The 21081-nt window shown below is 70.5% G+C and carries 18 protein-coding genes; 14 read left to right on the top strand and 4 right to left on the bottom strand.

The features are described 5' to 3' along the window. Positions 1–185 precede the first annotated feature (185 nt). Entirely contained in the window at positions 186–2933 is a 2748-nt protein-coding gene (gene aceE, locus NMN56_RS01450; protein ID WP_274039694.1) for a pyruvate dehydrogenase (acetyl-transferring), homodimeric type, read from the top strand. 62 nt (positions 2934–2995) lie between these two features. Here aceE and NMN56_RS01445 read toward each other — a convergent pair whose 3' ends face one another. Further along, a complete protein-coding gene (locus NMN56_RS01445) occupies positions 2996–3367 on the bottom strand; it encodes a peptidase inhibitor family I36 protein (RefSeq protein ID WP_274039695.1) in 372 nt (123 codons plus the stop codon). Between the two features lie 263 nt (positions 3368–3630). Then, entirely contained in the window at positions 3631–5250 is a 1620-nt protein-coding gene (locus tag NMN56_RS01440; protein WP_274039696.1) for an MFS transporter, read from the bottom strand. A 113-nt stretch (positions 5251–5363) separates the two neighbouring features. Here NMN56_RS01440 and NMN56_RS01435 point away from each other — a divergent pair, with 113 nt between their 5' ends. The 7 genes from NMN56_RS01435 (at position 5364) to NMN56_RS01405 (ending at position 13765) form a co-directional block, all read left to right on the top strand. Then, the gene (locus tag NMN56_RS01435) at positions 5364–6008 is read left to right on the top strand and encodes a TetR/AcrR family transcriptional regulator (protein WP_274039697.1); all 645 of its coding nucleotides are present in this window, start codon (positions 5364–5366) and stop codon (positions 6006–6008) included. Between the two features lie 117 nt (positions 6009–6125). After that, positions 6126–7376 (top strand): alpha/beta hydrolase, encoded by a 1251-nt coding sequence (locus NMN56_RS01430; protein ID WP_347178557.1) that lies wholly within the window; start codon positions 6126–6128, stop codon positions 7374–7376. 90 nt (positions 7377–7466) lie between these two features. After that, on the top strand, positions 7467–8372 hold the full coding sequence (locus tag NMN56_RS01425; RefSeq protein ID WP_274039698.1) for a DUF4429 domain-containing protein: 906 nt from the start codon (positions 7467–7469) through the stop codon (positions 8370–8372). A 75-nt stretch (positions 8373–8447) separates the two neighbouring features. Further along, positions 8448–10139 carry a sensor histidine kinase gene (locus NMN56_RS01420; RefSeq protein WP_274039699.1) on the top strand — a complete coding sequence of 564 codons (1692 nt, stop codon included), beginning with the start codon at positions 8448–8450 and terminating at the stop codon, positions 10137–10139. Then, the gene (locus tag NMN56_RS01415; protein WP_274039700.1) at positions 10136–10861 is read left to right on the top strand and encodes a response regulator; all 726 of its coding nucleotides are present in this window, start codon (positions 10136–10138) and stop codon (positions 10859–10861) included. The genes NMN56_RS01420 and NMN56_RS01415 overlap by 4 nt, the downstream gene beginning before the upstream one ends. A gap of 401 nt (positions 10862–11262) precedes the next feature. Further along, the gene (locus NMN56_RS01410; RefSeq protein WP_274039701.1) at positions 11263–12453 is read left to right on the top strand and encodes an alpha/beta hydrolase; all 1191 of its coding nucleotides are present in this window, start codon (positions 11263–11265) and stop codon (positions 12451–12453) included. After that, a complete protein-coding gene (locus NMN56_RS01405; protein WP_274039702.1) occupies positions 12443–13765 on the top strand; it encodes an acyltransferase family protein in 1323 nt (440 codons plus the stop codon). The genes NMN56_RS01410 and NMN56_RS01405 overlap by 11 nt, the downstream gene beginning before the upstream one ends. Here NMN56_RS01405 and NMN56_RS01400 read toward each other — a convergent pair. Then, positions 13744–14244, bottom strand: coding sequence for a MerR family transcriptional regulator (locus NMN56_RS01400; protein ID WP_274039703.1), 501 nt, complete (start codon positions 14242–14244; stop codon positions 13744–13746). The genes NMN56_RS01405 and NMN56_RS01400 overlap by 22 nt on opposite strands. A gap of 100 nt (positions 14245–14344) precedes the next feature. Between NMN56_RS01400 and NMN56_RS01395 the strand changes: the two genes are divergently transcribed. After that, positions 14345–15181, top strand: coding sequence for a serine hydrolase domain-containing protein (locus tag NMN56_RS01395; RefSeq protein ID WP_274039704.1), 837 nt, complete (start codon positions 14345–14347; stop codon positions 15179–15181). 99 nt (positions 15182–15280) lie between these two features. Here NMN56_RS01395 and NMN56_RS01390 read toward each other — a convergent pair whose 3' ends face one another. Then, positions 15281–15952 (bottom strand): pirin family protein, encoded by a 672-nt coding sequence (locus NMN56_RS01390; protein WP_274039705.1) that lies wholly within the window; start codon positions 15950–15952, stop codon positions 15281–15283. Positions 15953–16033: 81 nt separating this feature from the next. On the opposite strand from NMN56_RS01390, the gene NMN56_RS01385 reads away from it, so the two are divergent. The 5 genes from NMN56_RS01385 (at position 16034) to NMN56_RS01365 (ending at position 20988) form a co-directional block, all read left to right on the top strand. Then, positions 16034–17218, top strand: a complete 1185-nt coding sequence (locus NMN56_RS01385; RefSeq protein WP_274039706.1) for a PucR family transcriptional regulator — start codon at positions 16034–16036, stop codon at positions 17216–17218. 100 nt (positions 17219–17318) lie between these two features. Continuing rightward, positions 17319–18263: an ACP S-malonyltransferase gene (locus NMN56_RS01380; RefSeq protein ID WP_274039707.1), complete on the top strand. Its 945-nt coding sequence runs from the start codon at positions 17319–17321 to the stop codon at positions 18261–18263. 20 nt (positions 18264–18283) lie between these two features. After that, positions 18284–19318, top strand: a complete 1035-nt coding sequence (locus NMN56_RS01375; protein WP_274039708.1) for a ketoacyl-ACP synthase III — start codon at positions 18284–18286, stop codon at positions 19316–19318. A 73-nt stretch (positions 19319–19391) separates the two neighbouring features. Continuing rightward, a complete protein-coding gene (locus tag NMN56_RS01370; RefSeq protein WP_274039709.1) occupies positions 19392–19640 on the top strand; it encodes an acyl carrier protein in 249 nt (82 codons plus the stop codon). Positions 19641–19722: 82 nt separating this feature from the next. Then, the gene (locus tag NMN56_RS01365; RefSeq protein WP_274039710.1) at positions 19723–20988 is read left to right on the top strand and encodes a beta-ketoacyl-[acyl-carrier-protein] synthase family protein; all 1266 of its coding nucleotides are present in this window, start codon (positions 19723–19725) and stop codon (positions 20986–20988) included. Positions 20989–21081: the final 93 nt, after the last annotated feature.

Here is a 21081-nt window from a genome sequence, read left to right as displayed (position 1 = left end):
AAGCCCGCCCGGGGGCGCCTTGAGCACGCCTCGGGACGGCCTGGGTTACCTCTCGGTAGAGATGACGTAATCGCGGCAGCGGTACACGATGGAGGCGGCGCGGAACCCTGGGTAGCACGACCCACGGCGTGCGCTGCCCCCAGCAGCAGGGCACCCACAATCGACCGATACAGCGAAGGAACAGCGTGGCTTCCGGATCCGATCGCAACCCGATCATCATTGGCGGCCTTCCCAGCCAGGTCCCGGACTTCGATCCTGAAGAGACCCAGGAATGGCTCGACTCGCTCGACGCCGCCGTCGACGAGCGCGGACGGGAACGCGCCCGGTATCTCATGCTCCGGCTCATCGAGCGCGCCCGTGAGAAGCGCGTCGCGGTCCCGGAGATGCGCAGCACGGACTACGTGAACACCATCGCGACCAAGGACGAGCCGTTCTTCCCCGGCAACGAGGAGATCGAGCGCAAGGTCCTCAACGCGACCCGGTGGAACGCCGCGGTCATGGTGTCCCGCGCGCAGCGCCCCGGGATCGGTGTCGGCGGCCACATCGCGACCTTCGCCTCCTCCGCCTCGCTCTACGACGTGGGCTTCAACCACTTCTTCCGCGGCAAGGACGAGGGCCACGGCGGCGACCAGATCTTCTTCCAGGGCCACGCCTCCCCCGGCATCTATGCCCGCGCCTTCCTTCTGGACCGGCTCAGCGAGGCGCAGCTCGACGGCTTCCGCCAGGAGAAGAGCAAGGCGCCGCACGGCCTCTCCAGCTATCCGCACCCGCGGCTGATGCCCGACTTCTGGGAGTTCCCCACCGTCTCCATGGGCCTCGGCCCGATCGGCGCCATCCACCAGGCGAGGATGAACCGCTACATGGAGGCACGCGGTATCGCCGACACCTCCAAGTCGCGCGTGTGGGCCTTCCTGGGCGACGGCGAGATGGACGAGCCCGAGTCCCTCGGTCAGCTCTCCCTGGCGGCCCGCGAGGGGCTGGACAACCTCACCTTCGTCATCAACTGCAACCTTCAGCGCCTGGACGGGCCCGTACGGGGCAACGGCAAGGTCATCCAGGAGCTGGAGTCCTACTTCCGGGGCGCCGGCTGGAACGTGATCAAGCTGGTCTGGGACCGCTCCTGGGACCCGCTGCTCGCCCAGGACCGGGACGGCGTACTGGTCAACAAGCTGAATACGACGCCCGACGGGCAGTTCCAGACCTACGCGACCGAGTCCGGGGACTACATCCGCGAGCACTTCTTCGGCGGTGACCAGCGGCTGCGCAAGATGGTCGAGAGCATGACCGACGACCAGCTCCTCCACCTGGGCCGCGGCGGCCACGACCACCGCAAGGTCTATGCCGCGTACAAGGCAGCCGCCGAGCACGAGGGGCAGCCGACCGTCATCCTGGCGCAGACCATCAAGGGCTGGACGCTGGGCCCCAACTTCGAGGGCCGCAACGCCACCCACCAGATGAAGAAGCTCACGGTCGACGACCTCAAGGGCTTCCGCGACCGGCTGCACCTGCCGATCCCCGACAGCGAGCTGGAGTCGGGCCTGCCGCCCTACTACCACCCGGGCCGGGACTCGGAGGAGATCCAGTACATGCACGACCGGCGGCGCGAGTGCGGCGGCTACGTGCCCACACGCATCAACCGGTCCAAGCCGCTGAACCTCCCCGACGACAAGGCATACGCGGCGGTCAAGAAGGGCTCCGGGCAGCAGCAGATCGCCACCACGATGGCGTTCGTGCGGTTGCTGAAGGACCTCATGCGGGACAAGGAGATCGGTAAGCGCTTCGTGCCGATCGCGCCCGACGAGTACCGCACCTTCGGAATGGACTCCTTCTTCCCCTCGGCCAAGATCTACAACCCGCTCGGGCAGCTCTACGAATCCGTCGACCGCGAACTGCTCCTCGCCTACAAGGAGTCGCCCACCGGCCAGATGCTGCACGACGGCATCTCGGAGGCGGGCTGCACCGCCGCGGCGATCGCGGCGGGCTCGGCCTACGCAACGCACGGCGAACCGCTGATCCCGATCTATGTCTTCTACTCGATGTTCGGCTTCCAGCGCACCGGCGACCAGTTCTGGCAGATGGCCGACCAGATGTCGCGTGGCTTCATGCTCGGCGCGACAGCGGGCCGCACCACGCTCACCGGCGAGGGGCTCCAGCACGCCGACGGGCACTCGCACTTGCTCGCCTCGACCAACCCGGCGGCCGTCGCCTACGACCCGGCCTTCGGCTTCGAGATCGCGCACATCGTGCAGGACGGTCTGCGCAGGATGTACGGCTCCAGCCCCGAACACCCCCAGGGCGAGGACGTCTTCTACTACCTCACCGTCTACAACGAGCCCATCCAGCAGCCCGCCGAGCCCGAGAACGTCGACGTGGACGGCATCCTCAAGGGGCTCTACCGCTACCAGCCGGGCCAACAGGGCACCCACAGGGCGCAGATCCTCGCCTCCGGTGTGGCGCTGGCCTGGGCGGTGGAGGCACAGCGGATCCTGGCCGACGAGTGGGACGTCAGGGCCGATGTGTGGTCGGCGACCTCGTGGAACGAACTGCGCCGCGAGGCCGTGGGCGTGGAGGAGCACAATCTGCTCCACCCCGAGGAGGAGCAGCGCGTCCCCTATGTCACGCGCAAGCTCCAGAACGCCGAGGGCCCCAAGGTCGCCGTCTCCGACTGGATGCGCTCCGTGCCCGACCAGATCTCGCGCTGGGTGCCCGGCACCTACCAGTCGCTGGGCGCCGACGGCTTCGGCTTCGCGGACACCCGTGGCGCCGCGCGCCGTTACTTCCACATCGACGCGCAGTCCATCGTCCTGGGCGTGCTCACCGAGCTGGCCAGGGAAGGCAAGGTCGACCGCTCCGCGCTGAAGCAGGCCGTCGACCGTTACCAGCTCCTCGACGCCTCGGCTGCCCATCCGGGCGCCGCCGGCGGCGACGCGTAGAGCTTCTCCGGAGGCCCGGCCGATCACGGTGGTGACACCGGTCGCCGGGCCTCCTGGCGTTTTCACCGCTCCCACACCTTGAACGCCCGTGCCTTGTACGGGACTTCAGGTGTCCAGGAGCCGGAGGGGAAGGTGTCGAACTCTCCCGTCTCCGCGCACTCCTCGCTCTGATAGAGCGTGACAGGGCGGCCCGTGCGGTTGGCCATCGAGACCGCCGTACCGCCCCGGGGCAGTGGCTCGCAGCTTTCGATGTCGACGCCGCTCAGCTCGTACGCGCGCGAAGCGCCGCGGAAGTCGCCCCGCGGCCACAGGCACAGCTCGCCCGTCCCGCACTCCCCCAGCCGGGGCCGCGCCCCGCCGGACGCGCTCTGCTCCGCTCCCGCGGGCTGGGCCGTGGCCGCCAGCGCCGCGACCGCCAGGATTCCCGCAGCCATCCTCGGACCCCGTCCGGACATGCCTGTCATGGCCGATCACTTCCCCCCGATTGGACCGGGCTCGTTCGCCCGGCGTGTGATCAGCATGTCGGTGCCCGAGTCCGCCCGCCAAGAGCGAACGGCCCGGTTCACCAGGACAGGTGGCGGAGTTGTTCACAACTCGCTGGTAATCCACAGTCCTGGTGAACCGGGCCGTTCGGAGAGGACCCAGCCAGGCCGTACACGCGGTGCGCGTGGAACGCGCGCTGCGGTGCGGCCCCGCGTCAGATGTGCACGGACGGTCCCGCGTCGCTGCTGCCGCGGCTGGTGAAGGCCGCGGCGCCGGCCGCGATGACCGCGACGATGCCGGCGCAGACGAACGCCAGCCCCATGCCGGAGATGAAGGAGTCGTGCACGACGTGCGTGGTCGCCTGGATCACCTGGTCAGGGGTGCCCTTGGGCGCGGGCGGCGACATGCCGACCTCGGCCGCCTTCGCGAGTCCCGCCTCCTGCTTCGCGGGCAGCGGGGGCAGCTTGGCCTCGGCCCACTTGACCGGCAGTTCGCTGCCGACCCTGGAGGCCATGACGGCGCCCAGCACGGCCGTACCGAGGCTGCCGCCCACCTGCATGGCGGCCTGCTGGAGACCTCCCGCCACGCCCGCGTGCTGCAACGGGGCGTTGCCGACGATCACTTCGGTGGCGCCGACCATGACGGGGCCCAGACCGAGGCCGAGCAGCGCGAACCACAGCGAGGTGATTCCGGCGCCGCTGTCGGCCTGCAGCGAGGAGAGGCCGAACAGCGCGATGGCCGTCAGCACCATCGCGCTGACGAGCGGGATGCGCGGGCCGATCTTCGTGATGACCGTGCCGGCCAGTGGCGAGGCGACGATCATCATCGCTGTGAGCGGCAGCAGCCTGAGTCCGCTCTCGACGGGCGAGAGGCCGCCGACGTTCTGGAGGTAGAACGTGACGAAGAAGAGCCCGCCCATGAAGCCGAAGGCCATGAGCACCATCAGGATGGTGCCCGCGGTGAGCGGGATGGAGCGGAACATGCTCAGGGGCAGCAGCGGTTCCTTGACCTTCGTCTCCCACCAGCCGAAGGCGGCGAAAGCGAGCACGGCGACGAGGAGGAAGCCCAGCGTCTTGGGATCGCCCCACTGCCACTCGGGAGCCTTGATGATCGCCCACACGAGGCAGAACATCGCGACCGAGAGCAGCACAATGCCCAGGATGTCGAAGGAACGCGGCGCGTTCTCGGGCTTGCGGTTGAGCAGGATCACGAGCCCCGCGACGAGCGCGAGCGCGCCGACGGGGATGTTGATGAAGAAGACCGACTCCCAGCTCACGTGCTCGACGAGCAGTCCGCCGACGATCGGTCCCGCTGCGGTCGAGGCGCCGATGACGGCGCCCCAGATGCCGATGGCCGCGTTCAGCCGCTCGGCGGGGAAGGAGGCACGGAGCAGGCCCAGTGCGGCGGGCATCAGCAACGCGCCGCATATGCCTTGCAGTACACGGAAGGTGATGACGAGGGCGACGCTGCCGGAGAGCCCGATGGCGCCGGAAGCGGCTGCGAAGCCGACGACGCCCACAAGGAAGGTCTGCCGGTGGCCGAAGCGGTCACCGAGTTTGCCCGCGGTGATCAGGGAGACGGCGAGCGCGAGCAGATAGCCATTGGTGATCCACTGCACATCGGCGAGCGAGGCGCCGAGGTCCTTCTGGATCGCCGGGTTGGCGATGGCGACGATCGTGCCGTCCAGGGCAACCATCGCGACACCGAAGGCGACGGTCACGAGCGTCAGCCACGGGTGTCCTCGGACCCCCGCTCGGGGTCCCGTCCCCCCGGTGCCCTGGGGGCTTGCTGGGTCCGGCGCGTCAGGCGCGACGGTGTTGGTCTGGGAACTCATGGCGCGAGAGTAATGTCAGCGACTGACAATTGACAAACCGAATTATTCGCCGGTAAATGTCACTCAACGCCTGAGTGACGTGCTACGGCGAAGGAGTGGAGAGGTAGCCCAAATTGACGGGTCTGCGTGAGCGGAAGAAGCAGCGGACAAGGGACGCTCTTATCCGCGCAGCACACGAGCTCTTCATCACGCAGGGCTACGAGGCCACCACGGTCGACCAGATCGCCGAGGCCGTCGAGGTCTCACAGCGCACCTTTTTCCGGTACTTCACGAACAAGGAAGAAGTCGCGCTTTTCGTACAGGGAATGGTCACCGGCAGATTCCAGGAAGCCTTCCGCACGCGGCCGATCGACGAGCACCCCATGGAGTCCCTGCGGCACACCCTGGACGCCACCTGGGACGGCCTGAGCCTGGCCATCGGGGAGATCGTTCCGCTCGAACTGCACATGAAGATGTGGCAGGTCATCGAGATGACCCCAGCGCTCGTCACGGCGAATCTGCGGCTCTCCCTGGTGATGGAGGAGAAGCTCGCCATGGAGATCGCACGGCGCACCGGCGTGGACATCGACCGGGACCCTCGTCCGCGCGTCCTGGTTGCCGCCTTCGCCGGGGTGATGAGCGCCGCGGGACGGCAGGTCGGGCTGTGCGGCGACGCCTCCCTGGAGACCGCGCGGCGCGTCACCAACGCGTACGTCGACCACCTGGGTCCCGCGCTGAGCGCGGACTGGAGTCGGGATCACGGGAGTTGCACAGTGTGAGCAGCGCACACGCGTGCATCCTTTTTGACCCGAGTATCCGTGTCGAAACGTGAGATGACTCACGCGAATCCTGTGAATGCGAGGATGCCGGTCGCCATCTCCTAGGGTGGCGCCCCAGTGACTTACTTCTCCGCCCTTGGCAACCCCCTGTCCGGGTCCGGCTTCCCCTCGACGGGAGTCCCCGGCACCACCGCCTGGCGCGCACTGCTCGCCCTCGCGGTGGTCTTCGTCCTGCTGGCGACCACCGGCTGGACGGCGCTCCGCAAGCACGACATGGCGGCGGGGCCGCTCGCCGCGGCACAGGCGGCCTGGGAGAAGGGCTCCTTCGGGGGACATTCGCTGCCGGACGTCGACGCTCCGCCGAGGACCATCGCGCGCTTCTTCAGCGCGCTCGACTCCGCGCAACGGCGCACGCTCGCACAGCGACATCCGCTCGTTGTGGGCAACCTCGGCGGAGCGCCCGTAAAGCTGCGCTACAAGGCCAACCACAAGGCGCTGCTCCAGTCCCGCGACACCGAACGTCACCGCATGACCGACGACCGGCTGACCGACGAGGGCCGGCAGGAGGCGGGCCGCAGGATGCACCGCTTCGAGTCGATGCTGCAGCCAGGGCGGCAGATCCTCGCCTTCGATCCGACCGGGCGCGGCCGGGCAGCCGAGGTCTTCGGCGACCTGGACCAGGCCCAGCGCGTGTCCGTCGTCGTGCCCGGCGTCGACACGGACCTGCTCACCTTCGAGCGCAGCTCGCGCCCCTACTCGGCCCCCGTCGGGATGGCGCGCTCGCTCCAGAGGCAGCAGCACGCCACGGCGCCCTACGTACGGACGGCGACCGTCGCGTGGGCCGACTACACGGCGCCCGTCGGGCTCGGTGTGGACGCCGCCTCGGGCGGTCCCGCGCGCGACGGCGCCGACCGGCTGGACTCGTTCGTGCGGTCGCTGCCCGCCACCTCGCGCGGGTCTGCGCCCAAGGTGTCGCTCTTCTGCCACAGCTACGGGTCGGTCGTCTGCGGCGTGGGGGCCGGCCGGATGCCGCGTGCCGTCTCCGACATCGCCGTCGCGGGCAGCCCCGGTATGCGGGTGGACAACGCTCAGCAACTCGGTACGAACGCCCATGTGTGGGCGATGCGGGACCGCGACGACTGGATCGCCGACGTGCCCCACATGAACGTCGGCGGTCTTGGCCACGGCGCCGACCCGGTCGCCGGGGGATTCGGCTCGCGCCACCTCTCCGCTGCCGGGGCCAACGGACACACCGGCTACTTCGTGCCCCACACACAGAGCCTCGCCAACTTCGCCGCCATCGGAACGGGCTCCTACGGGGATGTCGGCTGTGTCACCTCCGACCCGGAGTGCTCCTCCGTCACCTGAGCCCTCTCCAAGCGGACCGCCACCACCGAATTACGCGCGTAGCGCGGCAGAGGGGGGACGTGCGGGCAAGCGCCGCATACGATGGCCCACATGGGTGACGTACTGGCTGGAATTCACTCCACCTGGGAGTTCGAATCGGACTCCGTGCTCATCCGCTTCGAACGGGGGATCCGCACGCCGAAGCTCTTCCATGTGCTCGGGGAGCGGCGTGTTCCGTACGAGGCGCTGAGCGCTGTCGAACTCTCCCCAGGAGGCAAACGCGGCACGGTCGTGCTCCGCGCGGTACCGCGTGACGGCGCCGATCCGCTGCTGGACGCGGCGGCCGGGCAGCTCAAGGAGGGCAGCGACCCGTACCGGCTCGTGGTACCCGCCGAGCGCGAGACGCTGGCCGACTACTACGCGACCGAGCTGCGCGCGCTGCTCGACGAGCAGGCGCACAGACCCGCGACGCACTACATGGTCGCGGCTCCGGCGGCCCCGCAGAGCTTCAAGGCGTACGACGGCAAGGCGTCCTTCGACGGCAAGGTCGTCGCCTTCCGCTGGTTCTGGACCGGCGCGTCGACGGCCAAGTGGAAAGCGGGCGACCAGTTCTTCTCCGTAGGGGAGCTGGAGAACGTCGAGTGGCGCTCTCCCGAGGGCCTCAGCGGCCACCTGCGGCTGCGCCCGCGGGGTGCGGAGACACTGGCGGAGGCCGACCAGGACCCGGCCTCCGTGGTGTTCGGACTCGGCTACGGGCCCGTCTACGAATCGCTGCCCTTCGCCGCCTCGGTCCTGGAGGCGGTGCGCGCTGCCGAACCCGTACCGGCGATGGAGAGTCCCGCGGCGCGTCCCTCGCACCCGACTCAGCAACAACAGCAACAACAGCAGTCGCAACAGCGCTCGGATCCTGCGGACGTCGCCGAGCGCATCCGGCACCTGGGCGACCTGCATGACGCGGGGCTGCTCACCGATGACGAGTTCACGACGAAGAAGGCCGAACTGCTGGCGGAGCTGTGAGTCGTACCGCGTAGGGGGTGGGCCCTACCACCGTAGGACGCGGCGACCTGTGCTTCTCCGTACGCTGAGCGCGCGATGACATCGACCAGACCTCCCTCGCCGGGCCCGGACCCGGACTCCGACTCGGGCTCCGATCCAGGGGCCGGCCGCCGTATGTGGCGCCAACGTACGCGGTTCGCGCGGCCCGCGCTGCGGGCACTGCGTGAGCCCACGCTGAGCGCCCGGGGCGGCCTGCGCTCGCTCGGCTCCGCGCTCAGCACGCCTGCTGCCTCCCATGAACCGCTCCTCAAGCGCGCGCCGGCGCGGTGGATCCAGCTGCTGCCCTACGTCCTGGCCTTCGGCTTCACCGCGACGCTGATCCCCGTCACCTCGCAGGTGCTCACCAACGACTACGGGCTGAACGGCGCGCTGTCCGGAGCGCTCGGCGTCGCGCAGTCGGCGCCGTTGCTGCTGGCCGTGACCCGGCCACTGGCCGCCTGGTGGATCATCTTCCCCGCCGACATCGTCGGAGCCCTGCTGCTGCTCGGCACCGAAGGGACCACACACCGCCCCTGGCCGTGGCCCGCGATGGTGATCGTCGGCTACTTGGTGCTGTGTCTGGCTCTCGCGCTAAGGGAGAGCCGCCGCACGCTCATGGCCGTATGGCTCGTCACGGTTGTCACCTCGCTCGCCCTCGGGTTCGTCTCCCAGGAGCGCAGCGAGGGCACCAATGTGCTGCTGATCGTGCTCAGCGGCGCGATGCTGCTTCTGGGGGCCACGCTGCGTGAGCGGGCCGAGGCGCAGCGGCGGCTGGCGGAGCAGGAGACCATCAGCGAGGCGGAACGCGCACAGCGCACCCTTCTGGAGGAGCGTGCCCGGATCGCACGGGAGCTGCACGACGTCGTCGCGCACCACATGTCGGTCATCACCGTCCAGGCCGACAGCGCGCCCTACAGGATCACCGGTATGCCCGATGCCGCACGGGAGGAGTTCGGCTCCATCGCCTCGGCCGCGCGCGAGTCCCTGGCCGAGATGCGGCGCCTCCTGGGCGTGCTGCGCAGCGAGGAGGCCAGGGGTGAGCGCGCACCGCAGCCGGGGCTGGAGCGGCTGGAGCAGCTCGCCGAGGCGACCGTGCGCGCGGGTGTGCCCGTCGAACTCTCCGTCGAGGTTCCGGTTACCGGGGGCGGGCCGGACGGGGCGGCCGGGGCGGCCGGGGAGGGGGACGGCACGGGCGAGGCACGCGAGGTGCCGCAGACCGTGACGCTCTCGGCCTACCGCATCGTGCAGGAGGCCCTCGTCAACGTCGTACGGCACGCTCCCGGTGCTCCCACGCGGGTGTCGGTCGCCGCCGGTGAGGAGGGGCTGACCGTCCTTGTCGTCAACGGTCCCTCGCCCGAACCGGGCGGCGCTCCACTGGAGACCACGGGCACGGGGCACGGGCTGGTCGGCATGCGGGAGCGGGTGCGGCTCGTCGGCGGCACGCTCGACACCGGGCCCCTGCCCGACGGAGGCTTCCGCGTCGCCGCGCGGATGCCGCTTCCCGCTACCGGCGGCGCCTCCGCACCCTCCGGCGGCTCCGCCGACGCCTCGGACCGTCCGTCCGGCGTGCCCTCCGACGCCGGGACCGGGACCGGAACCGATGGCGACGCGGGCGCCGGGACCGGAACCGATGGCGACGCGGGCGCCGGAGCCGGCAACGGGGCCACTACCGGCACTCACTCCCGCTCCCCCGGCCACCACGACCACTACGGCCACCACGACGACGAAAAGGAACCACCACCGGCATGAGCGGCACTGGCGCACCCGGCGCTTCCTCACAGGTGACCCGCGTGGTCATCGTCGACGACCAGGCCATGGTGCGCGCCGGTTTCGCCGCGCTCCTCGCGGCGCAGAGCGACATCGACGTCGTCGGGGAGGCAGCCGACGGCCTGCGGGGCGTCGAGACGTGCCGCAACACCCGCCCGGATGTTGTCCTCATGGACGTCAGGATGCCGGAGATGAACGGCCTGGAGGCCGCGCAGCAGCTGCTCGAACCGCCGCCCGGTGTCCTGCACCGGCCCAAGGTGCTGATGCTGACCACCTTCGACGTGGACGACTACGTGTACGAGGCGCTACGGGTGGGCGCGAGCGGCTTCCTCCTCAAGGACGCACCGCCGGCCGACCTGATCGCGGCCGTCCGCGTGGTCGCGGCGGGCGAGGCACTACTGGCGCCCTCGGTGACGCGGCGGCTGATCGCGGAGTTCGCCAAGCAGCAGCGTCCTCATGGGCGCAAGTCGCGCTCTTCCGCTCCCTCTTCACGGCTGAAGGGCCTCACCGACCGGGAGACCGAGGTGCTCGGACTCGTGGCGCGCGGCCTGTCGAACAGCGAGATCGCCGAATCCCTCTTCCTCGCGGAGCAGACGGTGAAGACCCATGTGAGCCGGATCTTCACCAAGCTGGACCTGAGGGACCGCGCGCAAGCCGTGATCTTCGCGTACGAGTCCGGGCTGATCGCACCCGGTGACCAGTAGTCGGCGGTCCGGCGGCAGTCCGCCGGCGTAGCGGCCGTCCTCCGACGCGGCAGCGGTCCGGCAGTTCGGTGACCAGTAGTCGGCAGTCGGGCAGTTCGGCGACCAGTAGTCGGCAGTCCGGCAGTTCAGCGACCAGTGGTCCGCCAGTCCGGCCCTGGCAGCTCAGCGTTCCGGTGGCCCGGTGGCCCGGTGGCCTGGCAAACCGGCGTCCAGTAGTCACGCGTACCAACCACGCGTCATTGAGCGGCAAGTAGCCGGCAGCGAGTAGTACACCCCCTACCCCGGTAGCACTCCCTGGTTGGCTCCGGGGAGTGACGCCGTGGCCGCAGTCGGCGCCGCAGTCTTCCTCCGTCGCACCGCCCGGACCTCCCGGGCGGTGCGGCAGAAGGAGGGAGACCGTCATGAAGCGCCGCCTCAAGCGCGCACTGCTCGCCGCCTCACTGGCCGCAGCCACCGTCGCGGGGACGACCGGCGTGACCGTGGCATCCGAGCAGACCCCGGTCACGGGGCCACCGCCCGGGGCAGCGGCATGGCGCGCCGACACCTCGCTGGGCCGCCCGCTGCCCGACCCCGCGACGGCCACACCCCGGCGGGTCGCCCGCTTCTTCCACGGCCTGAGCCCGGCCCAGCGGCGCTCCCTCGCACACCGTCACCCGCTGACCGTCGGCAACCTCGACGGGGCCCCTCCCGCGCTCCGCTACGAGGCCAACCGCCTCGGCCTGAAGGTCAGGCGCAGTGCCGAACTCGCCCGCGCCGCCGACCCGTCGCTCACGGCGCAGGACCACGAGCAGGCGCGCGCCAGGGCCGAGAGGTACTCCACGCTGCTGGCGCCCGGCCGTCACATCCTCGCCTTCGATCCGCGCGGACGCGGTCAGGTGGCCGAGGTCTACGGGGACCTGGCGCGTGCCGACCGCACGGCCGTGATCGTGCCCGGGTCCGACATCGACCTCGCCACCTACGACCGCCCGGGCAAGAACCGTTACGGCAGGCCGGGCGGCATGGCGAAGTCGCTGCGCCACCGGATGGAGGCGCGAAAGCCCGGTGCCCGTGCGGCGGTTGTCGCCTGGGTCGGGTACACCACGCCGGTCGGCGTCGGGCCGGACGCGGCCACGGGGCGGCTCGCCGAGGCGGGTGCGCCCCGGCTGGAGCGGTTCCTCGACGGCCTGGCGCGTACCGGGGCTGCCTCGCCCGCCGTCCTGTGCCACAGCTACGGATCGGTCGTGTGCGGCGCGGCGGCACCGCACCTGGACCGCCGCGACGCCTTCGACCTGGTGGTGTTCGGCTCCCCCGGGATGCGCGCCGGTTCCGTCTCCGGGCTGCGCACCCCGGTGCCCGTCTGGGCCGCCGCCCGCGCGTCAGGTGACTGGATCGGCAACGTGCCCCACGTCCAGGTGCTCGGCCTCGGCCACGGCGCGGATCCCGCGGAGCCGGGCTTCGGCGCCCGTGTGGTGACCGCCGACGACGCCGAAGGGCACGGGGGCTATCTGAGTCCCGGCACCGACTCGCTCACCAACTTCGCCGACATCGCGCTGCGTTCGTACGGCTCCGTCCACTGCTCCGCCGCCTCGAAGGAGTGCGCCGATGTCCGCTGAGACCCTCACCCCCGCCGACCAGGACCGCGAGCAGATTCGCGGCAGCAACAGCAACGACAACAGCCACCGCGACCGCGACCCGGTCCGCCGTACGTCTTGGCGTGACAGGGCGGGGCGTGCGGTGACCTCCATCGAGGCACGCACTCCCGCGCACCGTGACCGCGCCATCGACGGGCTGCGCGCCGTCGCACTACTGGCAGTCCCGCTGGGGCACTGGATGGTGGGCGGGTTCACCCGGGACGGCGGCGGGGCCCTGCACAACGCCAGTCCGCTCGCCACGCTCGACTACTTCGCGCCGCTCAGCTGGGTGCTCCAACTACTGGGAATCTTCTTCCTGGTGGGCGGCTACTCCTCGGTGCTCTCCTACCGGCGGGCCACGGCGCGGGGCGAGTCGTCCGGCGCATGGCTGCGCGGTCGCCTGGTGCGCCTGGGCCGTCCCGTACTCGGCGTCACCGCCGTATGGGCGGCGCTCCTGCCGCTGCTCTCCTTCGCCGGCGTACCGGGTACGACGCTGCGTACGGCGGCCGTGCTGGTGGTGCAGCCCCTGTGGTTCGTCGGTATCTACGCGGGCGTCACCGCGCTGACCCCGTACTGCGTGAAGGCCGCGGCGCGGCTGGGGGCATGGGCGGCGGCTCCGCTGTTCGCTGCGGTCGCCGTGGTCGACGTCCTGCGGTACGGGCCGTGGGCCGAGGCCATGCCGTCCTGGCTCGGCCTGGTCAACCTGTTGCCGGGCTGGCTGTTCGCCTACCAGTTGGGCGTCAGCTGGGGCGAGGGCCGGCTGGGCAGGCGGGGCGGCGCGCTGCTGCTGACCGGTGGTGGCGCGCTGTTCGCACTCCTGCTGCTCGTCTTCCACTACCCGGCGTCCATGGTGGGCGTCCCCGGCGAGACCCGTACGAACTCGCATCCGCCCTCGCTGCTCGTACTCGCCCTCGCTTCCCTCCAGTGCGGCGCAGCCGTGCTGCTGCGGGACCGTATCGCCAGGGCACTGCGGCGGCCCGCGCTGTGGGCGCCGGTCGTGGCCGTCAACCTCTCGGCGATGACGATCTTCTGCTGGCACCAGTCGGCGATGCTGCTCGCGGCCGTGCCGAGTGCGTTCCTGGGCACGGTGGGCGGGCTGACCACGGCTCCGGACTCGCTCGGCTGGATACTCGCGCGGCTCGCCTGGCTGCCCGTCTTCGCGCTGGCGCTGATCGCCATCGGCAGCGTCACCCGCCGCTTCGACGCCCCATGGAAGGGCGCCTCACGCGCCGGCAGGGCGGCTGCGGGGGCCCTGGCCGCGGTCTTCGCGCTCTACGCGTTCGCGGTGGTGTGAGCGGCGTGCCAGGGCGGGGAGGCGTCCCGCGTGGCGCCCTCCGTGTAGACGTCGATCTTGTAGTCGAGGACGGAGAGAGTGTCCCGCAGCTCCGCGATCCGCCGCAGCACGTCCTCCCTCGTGGTCTCCAGCAGCGCCTTTCTCTCCGGGAAGGTCCGCTCGCCCTCCCGTACCAGCTCGGCGTAGCGCACCATGCCGGCCACCGGCATACCGGTCAGCCGCAGCTTGGCGACCAGCGCGAGCCAGTCGAGGTCGCGGTTGGTGAAGCGGCGCTGTCCCGTGTGGGACCTGTCCACATGGGGCATCAGCCCGATCCGCTCGTACCACCGCAGCGTGTGCGCGCTCAGGCCGCTGAGCGTGGCCACCTCACTGATCGTGTAGCCGTCCTGTCCGTCGGGGCGCGGGTGCGGGGCCTCTGCCGAGGCGCACGCCTCCCGCGCGCTGTGCACGCCCGGTGTCTCCGTTTCCATCACACTCATAAGTGAACGCTACGGAGTTCGAGCGCACTCCAAGCAAGGGCAAAATCGGGGCCAATTCCCGGCCACAGGGCTCGAAGGCCCGGACGTTAGGCTCGTCGGCATGGACAGCCTCCGGATGATCGAGACCTGGCCGGTACCCACAGCGGCGGTGGCCGTCGTACGGGACGACGGCACCCTGGAGGGCACGCACGGACCCGCGGGGCACCGTTTCGCACTCGCCTCCGTCACCAAGCTCCTCTCCGCCTACGCCGCGCTGGTCGCCCTGGAGGAGGGCGCGGTCGACCTGGACGAGCCCGCGGGGCCCGAGGGCGCGACCGTACGGCACCTGCTGGCGCACACCTCCGGTCTCGCTTTCGACGAGCAGCGGGCCATGGCGGCCCCCGGCACGCGGCGCATCTACTCCAACGCGGGCTTCGAGACGCTCGCCGACCATCTGTCCAAGGCGACCGAGATCCCCTTCCCCGAGTACCTGCGCGAGGCCGTGCTCGAACCGCTCGGCATGACGGCGACCGAACTGCCGGGATCCGCCGCCAAGGACGCCGTCTCCTCCCTGGAGGACATGGCCTGCTTCGCCGCCGAGCTCCAGGAGCCCAGGCTGCTGGACCGTACGACGGTGGAGGAGGCGACCTCCGTGGTCTTTCCCGGTCTGAACGGGGTACTGCCCGGCTACGGGCAGCAGCGGCCGAACGACTGGGGGCTCGGCTTCGAGATCCGCGGCTCCAAGTCCCCGCACTGGACCGGCGAGACGTCCTCCCCGCGCACCTACGGGCACTTCGGGCAGTCGGGCACCTTCCTGTGGGTCGACCCGGAAGCCCGCGCGGCGTGCGTGGCGCTGACGGACCGCGCTTTCGGGCCGTGGGCCACGGAGGTGTGGACACCGTTCACCGACGCGGTACTGGCGGAGCTGCGCGGCGAGCGCGTGCCCTCGCAGCCGTAGTTCTCCCCTGTAGCGCTCCATGTGTGGCGTGCTCACCTGTAGCGCTCACATGTGGGTGCTCACCCGTAGCGCTCACAAGTTGGTGCTGACCCGTAGCGCTCAGCCGTAGCTCGGTTCCGCGTGCATCTCCCAGAGCAGCAGTTCGGCCCCGCCCCTGCCGCGCGCCTCCAGATCCCGCGCATCGGTGATCCGTGCGGCGTCGCCCGCACGGAGGGTCTCCCCGTCCAGCAGCGCCTCGCCGCGCACCGCGTGCACATAGACGAAGGCCGCGTCCGGCACGGCGGTGCGCTCGCCGTCACCGAGGCGGCGTACGTGCATCACCGCCTCGGTACGGGGCAGCGCGAAGGGCGTGCCGTCGGCGATGCCGCGCACGATCTCGTACTCGGGCTCGGTTCCGAAGGCGCCGGGAACCAGCCACATCTGCACGAAGCGCAACGGCACGTCGCCCGCGTTGCGTTCGGTGTGCCGTACGCCGCTGCCCGCGCTGAGCCTCTGCACGTCGCCGGGGCCCACGAGTGAGCTGTGTCCCGCCGAGTCGCGGTGCTCCAGCTCGCCCTCGGCCACCCACGTCACGATCTCGACGTCCCTGTGGGGGTGAAGCGCGAACCCCGCGCCGGGGGCGAGCAGTTCCTCGTTGCAGGCGACCAGTAGTCCGAAGTTCACGTTGTCGGGGTCGTAGAAGCCGGAGAAGGAGAAGGCGTGCCGGGTCTCGATACCGGCCCCGGCCTCGCCACCCCTGTACCGGTCCTCTCCCCGCCACACCCGCGTCATACGTCCACCGTAGTCCGGGTCCGGCCGGGGCCCTTCCGCCCCCGCGCCCGGGCACGCCATCCGATAAGGCAGGCTTGTCCCGTGCCCGAACCCACAGATCCGTCCCAGCACCCGCACCTGGCCACCCTCCGCAGACTTGAGCAGTCGTCCGGGAAGCTCGCAGCCGCGGCCATCGCGCGCATGGACGAGCAACTCCCCTGGTACCGCGCCATGCCTCCGGAGAACCGTTCCTGGATCGGCCTGGTCGCACAGGCGGGCATCGCGGCCTTCACGGAGTGGTTCAGGCACCCGGAGACCCCGCAGGCCATCAGCACCGATGTGTTCGGCACGGCACCGCGTGAACTGACCCGGGCGATCACGCTGCGGCAGACCGTGGAGATGGTCAGGACGACCATCGAGGTGGTCGAGACGGCGATCGACGAAGTGGCAGCGCCGGGGGACGAATCGGTACTCCGGGAAGCGCTGCTCGTGTACGCGCGGGAGATCGCCTTCGCGACCGCACAGGTCTACGCGCAGGCCGCCGAGGCACGCGGCGCCTGGGACGCACGCCTGGAGTCGCTCGTCGTCAACGCGGTGCTCTCCGGCGAGGCCGACGAGGGCACCGTCTCGCGCGCAGCCGCGCTGGGCTGGGGCTCGCCCGAGCATGTGGCCGTCGTACTCGGCACGGCACCCGACGGGGACAGCGAGCTGACCGTCGAGGCGATCCGGCGCGCGTCCCGGCACGCCAAGCTCCAGGTCCTCACGGGAGTGCTGGGCAGCAGGCTGGTGGTGATCGCGGGGGGTTCCGACAACCCGCTGAAGGCGGCGAAGTCGCTGATCGGCCCGTTCGCAGCGGGGCCCGTTGTCGCGGGGCCCGTGGTGGGCGACCTGCTCGCGGCCTCCCGCTCAGCGCAGGCCGCGATGGCGGGCCTGAAGGCGTGCGCGGCCTGGCCGGACGCCCCGCGCCCCGTACTGGCGGACGATCTGCTTCCGGAACGCGCGATGGCGGGCGACCCTGCCGCGCGGGATCTGTTGGTGGAGGAGATCTACAGACCGCTGGAGGAGGCTGGATCGGCGCTACTGGAGACTTTGAGCGTCTATCTGGAACAAGCGAGTAGCCTTGAGGGCGCGGCGCGGATGCTTTTTGTGCACCCCAACACCGTGCGCTACCGGCTCCGACGTGTGACGGACGTCACCGGCTGGTCGCCCTCGGATGTGCGTTCAGCGTTCACGTTGCGCATCGCGCTGATCCTGGGACGTCTCGCGGACTTCGGGAGCCAGCCGTAGGCTGACGCGCGTCCTTTGTAGGGGGTCTACAACTCCCCTCACAGTTATTCGTCTCGGTCCCCACCCGCCGGGACCGTGGCCCACACGAGAGAGTGAGAGCGTGCTCGTACTCGTCGCTCCCGGCCAAGGCGCCCAGAAGCCTGGCCTTCTGTCCCCCTGGCTCGAACTCCCCGGCGTCGCCGACCGGCTCGCTGAGTGGTCGGCCGCCCTCGACCTCGACCTGGTGCACTACGGCACCGAGGCCGACGCCGACGCGATCCGTGACACGGCGGTGGCGCAGCCGCTGCTCGTCGCCGCGAGCCTGCTCTCGGCCCACGAGCTGCTGGACAGCGCTTCCGGCCAGGAGACGCAGGGGAAGCGCGGCGCCGTAGCGGCCTTCGCCGGCCACAGCGTGGGCGAGCTGGCAGCCGCCGCGCTCGCCGGTGTGCTGACGCCGCTGGACGCCATGAAGGTCGTACGGGCCCGCGGCACGGCCATGGCCGAGGCAGCGGAAGCGGTGGAGACGGGTATGTCTGCCGTCCTGGGGGGCGACCAGGAGGCCGTGACGGCGCACCTGGAGAAGCTGGGGCTGACGCCCGCCAACATGAACGGCGCGGGACAGATCGTCGCGGCGGGCACCACCGAGCAGCTGGCCGCGCTGTCGGAGGACCGCCCCGAGAAGGCGCGGGTCATCCCGCTGAAGGTCGCCGGCGCCTTCCACACCGAGCACATGGCTCCGGCGCTGACCGCGATGCGGGAGGCCGTCGAGGGCATCGAGCCCGGCGACCCGGCCACGCCCTACGTCTCCAACCTCGACGGACAGATCGTGGACTCGGGACAGGAGATCGTCCGGCGACTCGTCGGGCAGATCTCGGCGCCCGTGCGCTGGGACCTGTGCATGGACACCTTCAAGCAACTGGGTGTCACCACCCTGATCGAGCTGTGCCCCGGCGGCACGCTCACCGGGCTGGCCAAGCGCGGCCTGCCCGGGGTGCGGACCCTGGCGCTGAAGTCGCCCGACGACCTCGACCCCGCTCGTGAACTCGTCGCCGAGCACTTGTCCTGACCCAAGGAGCCCCGAGAAGCATGACCGCGAAGATCAAGCCCGCGCAGGGCTCCCCGTACGCGCGCATTCTCGGTGTCGGCGGCTACCGCCCGACCCGCGTCGTGCCGAACGAGGAGATCCTCAAGCACATCGACTCCTCGGACGAATGGATCCGCTCCCGCTCCGGCATCGCGACCCGGCACTGGGCAGGTCCCGAGGAGACCGTCGCGGAGATGACGCTGGAGGCGGCCGGGAAGGCCGTGGCGAACGCGGGCATTTCGCCCGACCAGGTCGGAGCGGTCATCGTCTCGACCGTCTCGCACTTCAAGCAGACCCCGGCCGTCGCCACCGAGATCGTGGACCGCATGGGTGCCGGCAAGGCCGCGGCCTTCGACATCAACGCGGGCTGCGCCGGCTTCGGTTACGGCCTGACGCTCGCCAAGGGCCTGGTCGTCGAGGGCAGTGCCGACCACGTCCTGGTGGTCGGCGCCGAGCGGCTCTCGGACCTCACCGACCTGACCGACCGTTCCACCGCTTTCCTCTTCGGTGACGGCGCGGGCGCCGTCGTCGTCGGCCCGTCCGACGAGCCCGCCATCGGTCCCTCCATCTGGGGCTCGGAGGGCGACAAGAGGGACGTCATCTCGCAGACCATCCCCTGGGGCGACTACCGGGTCGGCGACGTCTCGCAGCTGCCGCTCGACGAGGACGGCTCGGTGCGCTTTCCCGCACTGCGCCAGGAGGGCCAGACGGTCTTCCGGTGGGCCGTCTTCGAGATGGCCAAGGTGGCACAGCAGGCCCTGGATGCCGCCGGGATAGCGGCGGACGAACTGGACGTCTTCATTCCGCACCAGGCCAACATGCGGATCATCGACTCGATGGTGAAGACTCTCAAGCTGCCGGAGCACGTCACGGTCGCCCGTGACGTGGAGACCACGGGCAACACCTCGGCGGCCTCCATCCCTCTGGCGATGGAGCGACTACTGGCGACCGGCCGGGCGAAGAGCGGCGACACAGCGCTCCTCATCGGGTTCGGGGCGGGTCTCGTCTACGCCGCCACGGTCGTTACCCTCCCTTAGTCAAGATCCAAGCAGCCCCGTACGAAGAGGTCGGGCGCTGCGGACTCACCGCACACACCGAAGGAGCGCCGCAATGGCCGCCACGCAGGAAGAGATCGTCAAGGGCCTCGCCGAGATCGTCAACGAGATCGCCGGGATCCCCACCGAGGACGTGCAGCTGGAAAAGTCGTTCACCGACGACCTGGATGTCGACTCGCTGTCCATGGTCGAGGTGGTCGTCGCCGCCGAGGAGAAGTTCGGCGTGAAGATCCCGGACGACGACGTCAAGAACCTCAAGACCGTCGGCGACGCGACCAGCTACATCCTCAACCACCAGAGCTGAGAAAACCGTTGACGCGTTTGTCGCCACCCGGGCACCGGGTGGCCCAAACCGACTATCCCCTACCAGTGGAGACAGAATTCCAGTGAACGCGACCAATCACACCGTGGTCGTCACCGGTATCGGCGCAACCACACCGCTGGGTGGCGACAGCGCATCGACCTGGGACGGCCTTGTCGCCGGCCGCTCAGGCGTCCGCCTCCTCGACGAGGAGTGGGCCGCCGAGCTGCCGGTCAGGATCGCGGCGCGCGTCGCGGTCGAACCGACAGAGATCCTTCCCCGTGCCCAGGCCAGGAAGCTGGACCGCTCGGCGCAGTTCGCGCTGGTCGCGGCCCGCGAAGCCTGGGCAGACGCGGGCTTCACCGGCCGGGCGGGCGAGGACTCCTCGGTCAACCCGGACCGGCTGGGCACCGTCGTCGCCTCCGGCATCGGCGGCGTCACGACGCTGCTCGGGCAGTACGACGTGCTGCGCGAGAAGGGCGCACGCCGCGTCTCGCCGCACACCGTGCCCATGCTGATGCCCAACAGCCCGTCCGCCAATGTCGGCCTGGCGGTCAACGCCAGGGCCGGGGTGCACACCCCGGTCAGCGCCTGCGCCTCGGGCTCCGAGGCCGTGGGTTACGCGGTCGAGATGATCCGTACGGGCCGCGCGGACGTGGTGGTCGCGGGTGGCACCGAGGCGGCCATCCACCCGCTTCCCATCGCGGCTTTCGCCAACATGATGGCGATGTCCAAGAACAACGACGACCCGCAGGGCGCATCGCGCCCCTACGACGTGGACCGCACCGGGTTCGTGCTCGGTGAGGGCGCGGGTGTGATCGTGCTGGAGTCGGAAGAGCACGCGCGGCAGCGCGGCGCGCGGATCTACGTCGAGGCCGTCGGCCAGGGCATCTCGGCCGACAGCCACGACATCGTGCAGCCGGAGCCCTCGGGCAACGGCATCGCGCACGCCCTGGAGAACCTCACCTCCGGTACCGGCCTGGACCCGGCCGAGGTCGTCCACATCAACGCGCACGCCACCTCGACGCCCCAGGGCGACCTGGCGGAGCTGAAGGCGCTGCGCAAGGTCTTCGGCGACGACGTGGACCACATGGCGATCTCCGCGACCAAGTCCATGACGGGACACCTGCTCGGTGGCGCGGGCGGTGTGGAGACCGTGGCGACGCTGCTGGCCCTGCGCCACCGCGTGGCCCCGCCCTCGATCAACATCGAGAACCTCGACCCGGAAGCGGACGCCGATGTCGTACGCGACAAGGCACGCGCACTCCCGGCCGAGGGGCGGATCGCCGCGCTCAACAACTCGTTCGGATTCGGCGGCCACAACGTCGTGCTGGCCTTCCGCACCGTCTGAGCGGTCCGACGGTCCGCACGCCCGGGACGGTCCGCACATCTGAACGGTCCGTGCCGATGCGGCGGAAAACGGCGCACCTGTAGTCGTCACAGC

Source organism: Streptomyces iconiensis (assembly GCF_028657195.3).
Lineage (GTDB): Bacteria > Actinomycetota > Actinomycetes > Streptomycetales > Streptomycetaceae > Streptomyces > Streptomyces iconiensis.
Note: the sequence above shows the minus strand (reverse complement) of the source record. Positions and strands in the feature narration are given on the sequence as shown.

What these genes read in the sequence shown, in the direction of transcription:
- NMN56_RS01425 (WP_274039698.1), top strand. Translation starts at nt 7,467, where the DNA reads ATGGGTGACGTACTGGCTGGAATTCACTCCACCTGGGAGTTCGAATCG.
- NMN56_RS01440 (WP_274039696.1), bottom strand. Translation starts at nt 5,250, where the DNA reads ATGAGTTCCCAGACCAACACCGTCGCGCCTGACGCGCCGGACCCAGCA.
- NMN56_RS01395 (WP_274039704.1), top strand. Translation starts at nt 14,345, where the DNA reads ATGGACAGCCTCCGGATGATCGAGACCTGGCCGGTACCCACAGCGGCG.
- NMN56_RS01420 (WP_274039699.1), top strand. Translation starts at nt 8,448, where the DNA reads ATGACATCGACCAGACCTCCCTCGCCGGGCCCGGACCCGGACTCCGAC.
- NMN56_RS01400 (WP_274039703.1), bottom strand. Translation starts at nt 14,244, where the DNA reads ATGAGTGTGATGGAAACGGAGACACCGGGCGTGCACAGCGCGCGGGAG.
- NMN56_RS01370 (WP_274039709.1), top strand. Translation starts at nt 19,392, where the DNA reads ATGGCCGCCACGCAGGAAGAGATCGTCAAGGGCCTCGCCGAGATCGTC.
- NMN56_RS01405 (WP_274039702.1), top strand. Translation starts at nt 12,443, where the DNA reads ATGTCCGCTGAGACCCTCACCCCCGCCGACCAGGACCGCGAGCAGATT.
- NMN56_RS01445 (WP_274039695.1), bottom strand. Translation starts at nt 3,367, where the DNA reads ATGGCTGCGGGAATCCTGGCGGTCGCGGCGCTGGCGGCCACGGCCCAG.
- NMN56_RS01415 (WP_274039700.1), top strand. Translation starts at nt 10,136, where the DNA reads ATGAGCGGCACTGGCGCACCCGGCGCTTCCTCACAGGTGACCCGCGTG.
- NMN56_RS01410 (WP_274039701.1), top strand. Translation starts at nt 11,263, where the DNA reads ATGAAGCGCCGCCTCAAGCGCGCACTGCTCGCCGCCTCACTGGCCGCA.
- NMN56_RS01375 (WP_274039708.1), top strand. Translation starts at nt 18,284, where the DNA reads ATGACCGCGAAGATCAAGCCCGCGCAGGGCTCCCCGTACGCGCGCATT.
- NMN56_RS01390 (WP_274039705.1), bottom strand. Translation starts at nt 15,952, where the DNA reads ATGACGCGGGTGTGGCGGGGAGAGGACCGGTACAGGGGTGGCGAGGCC.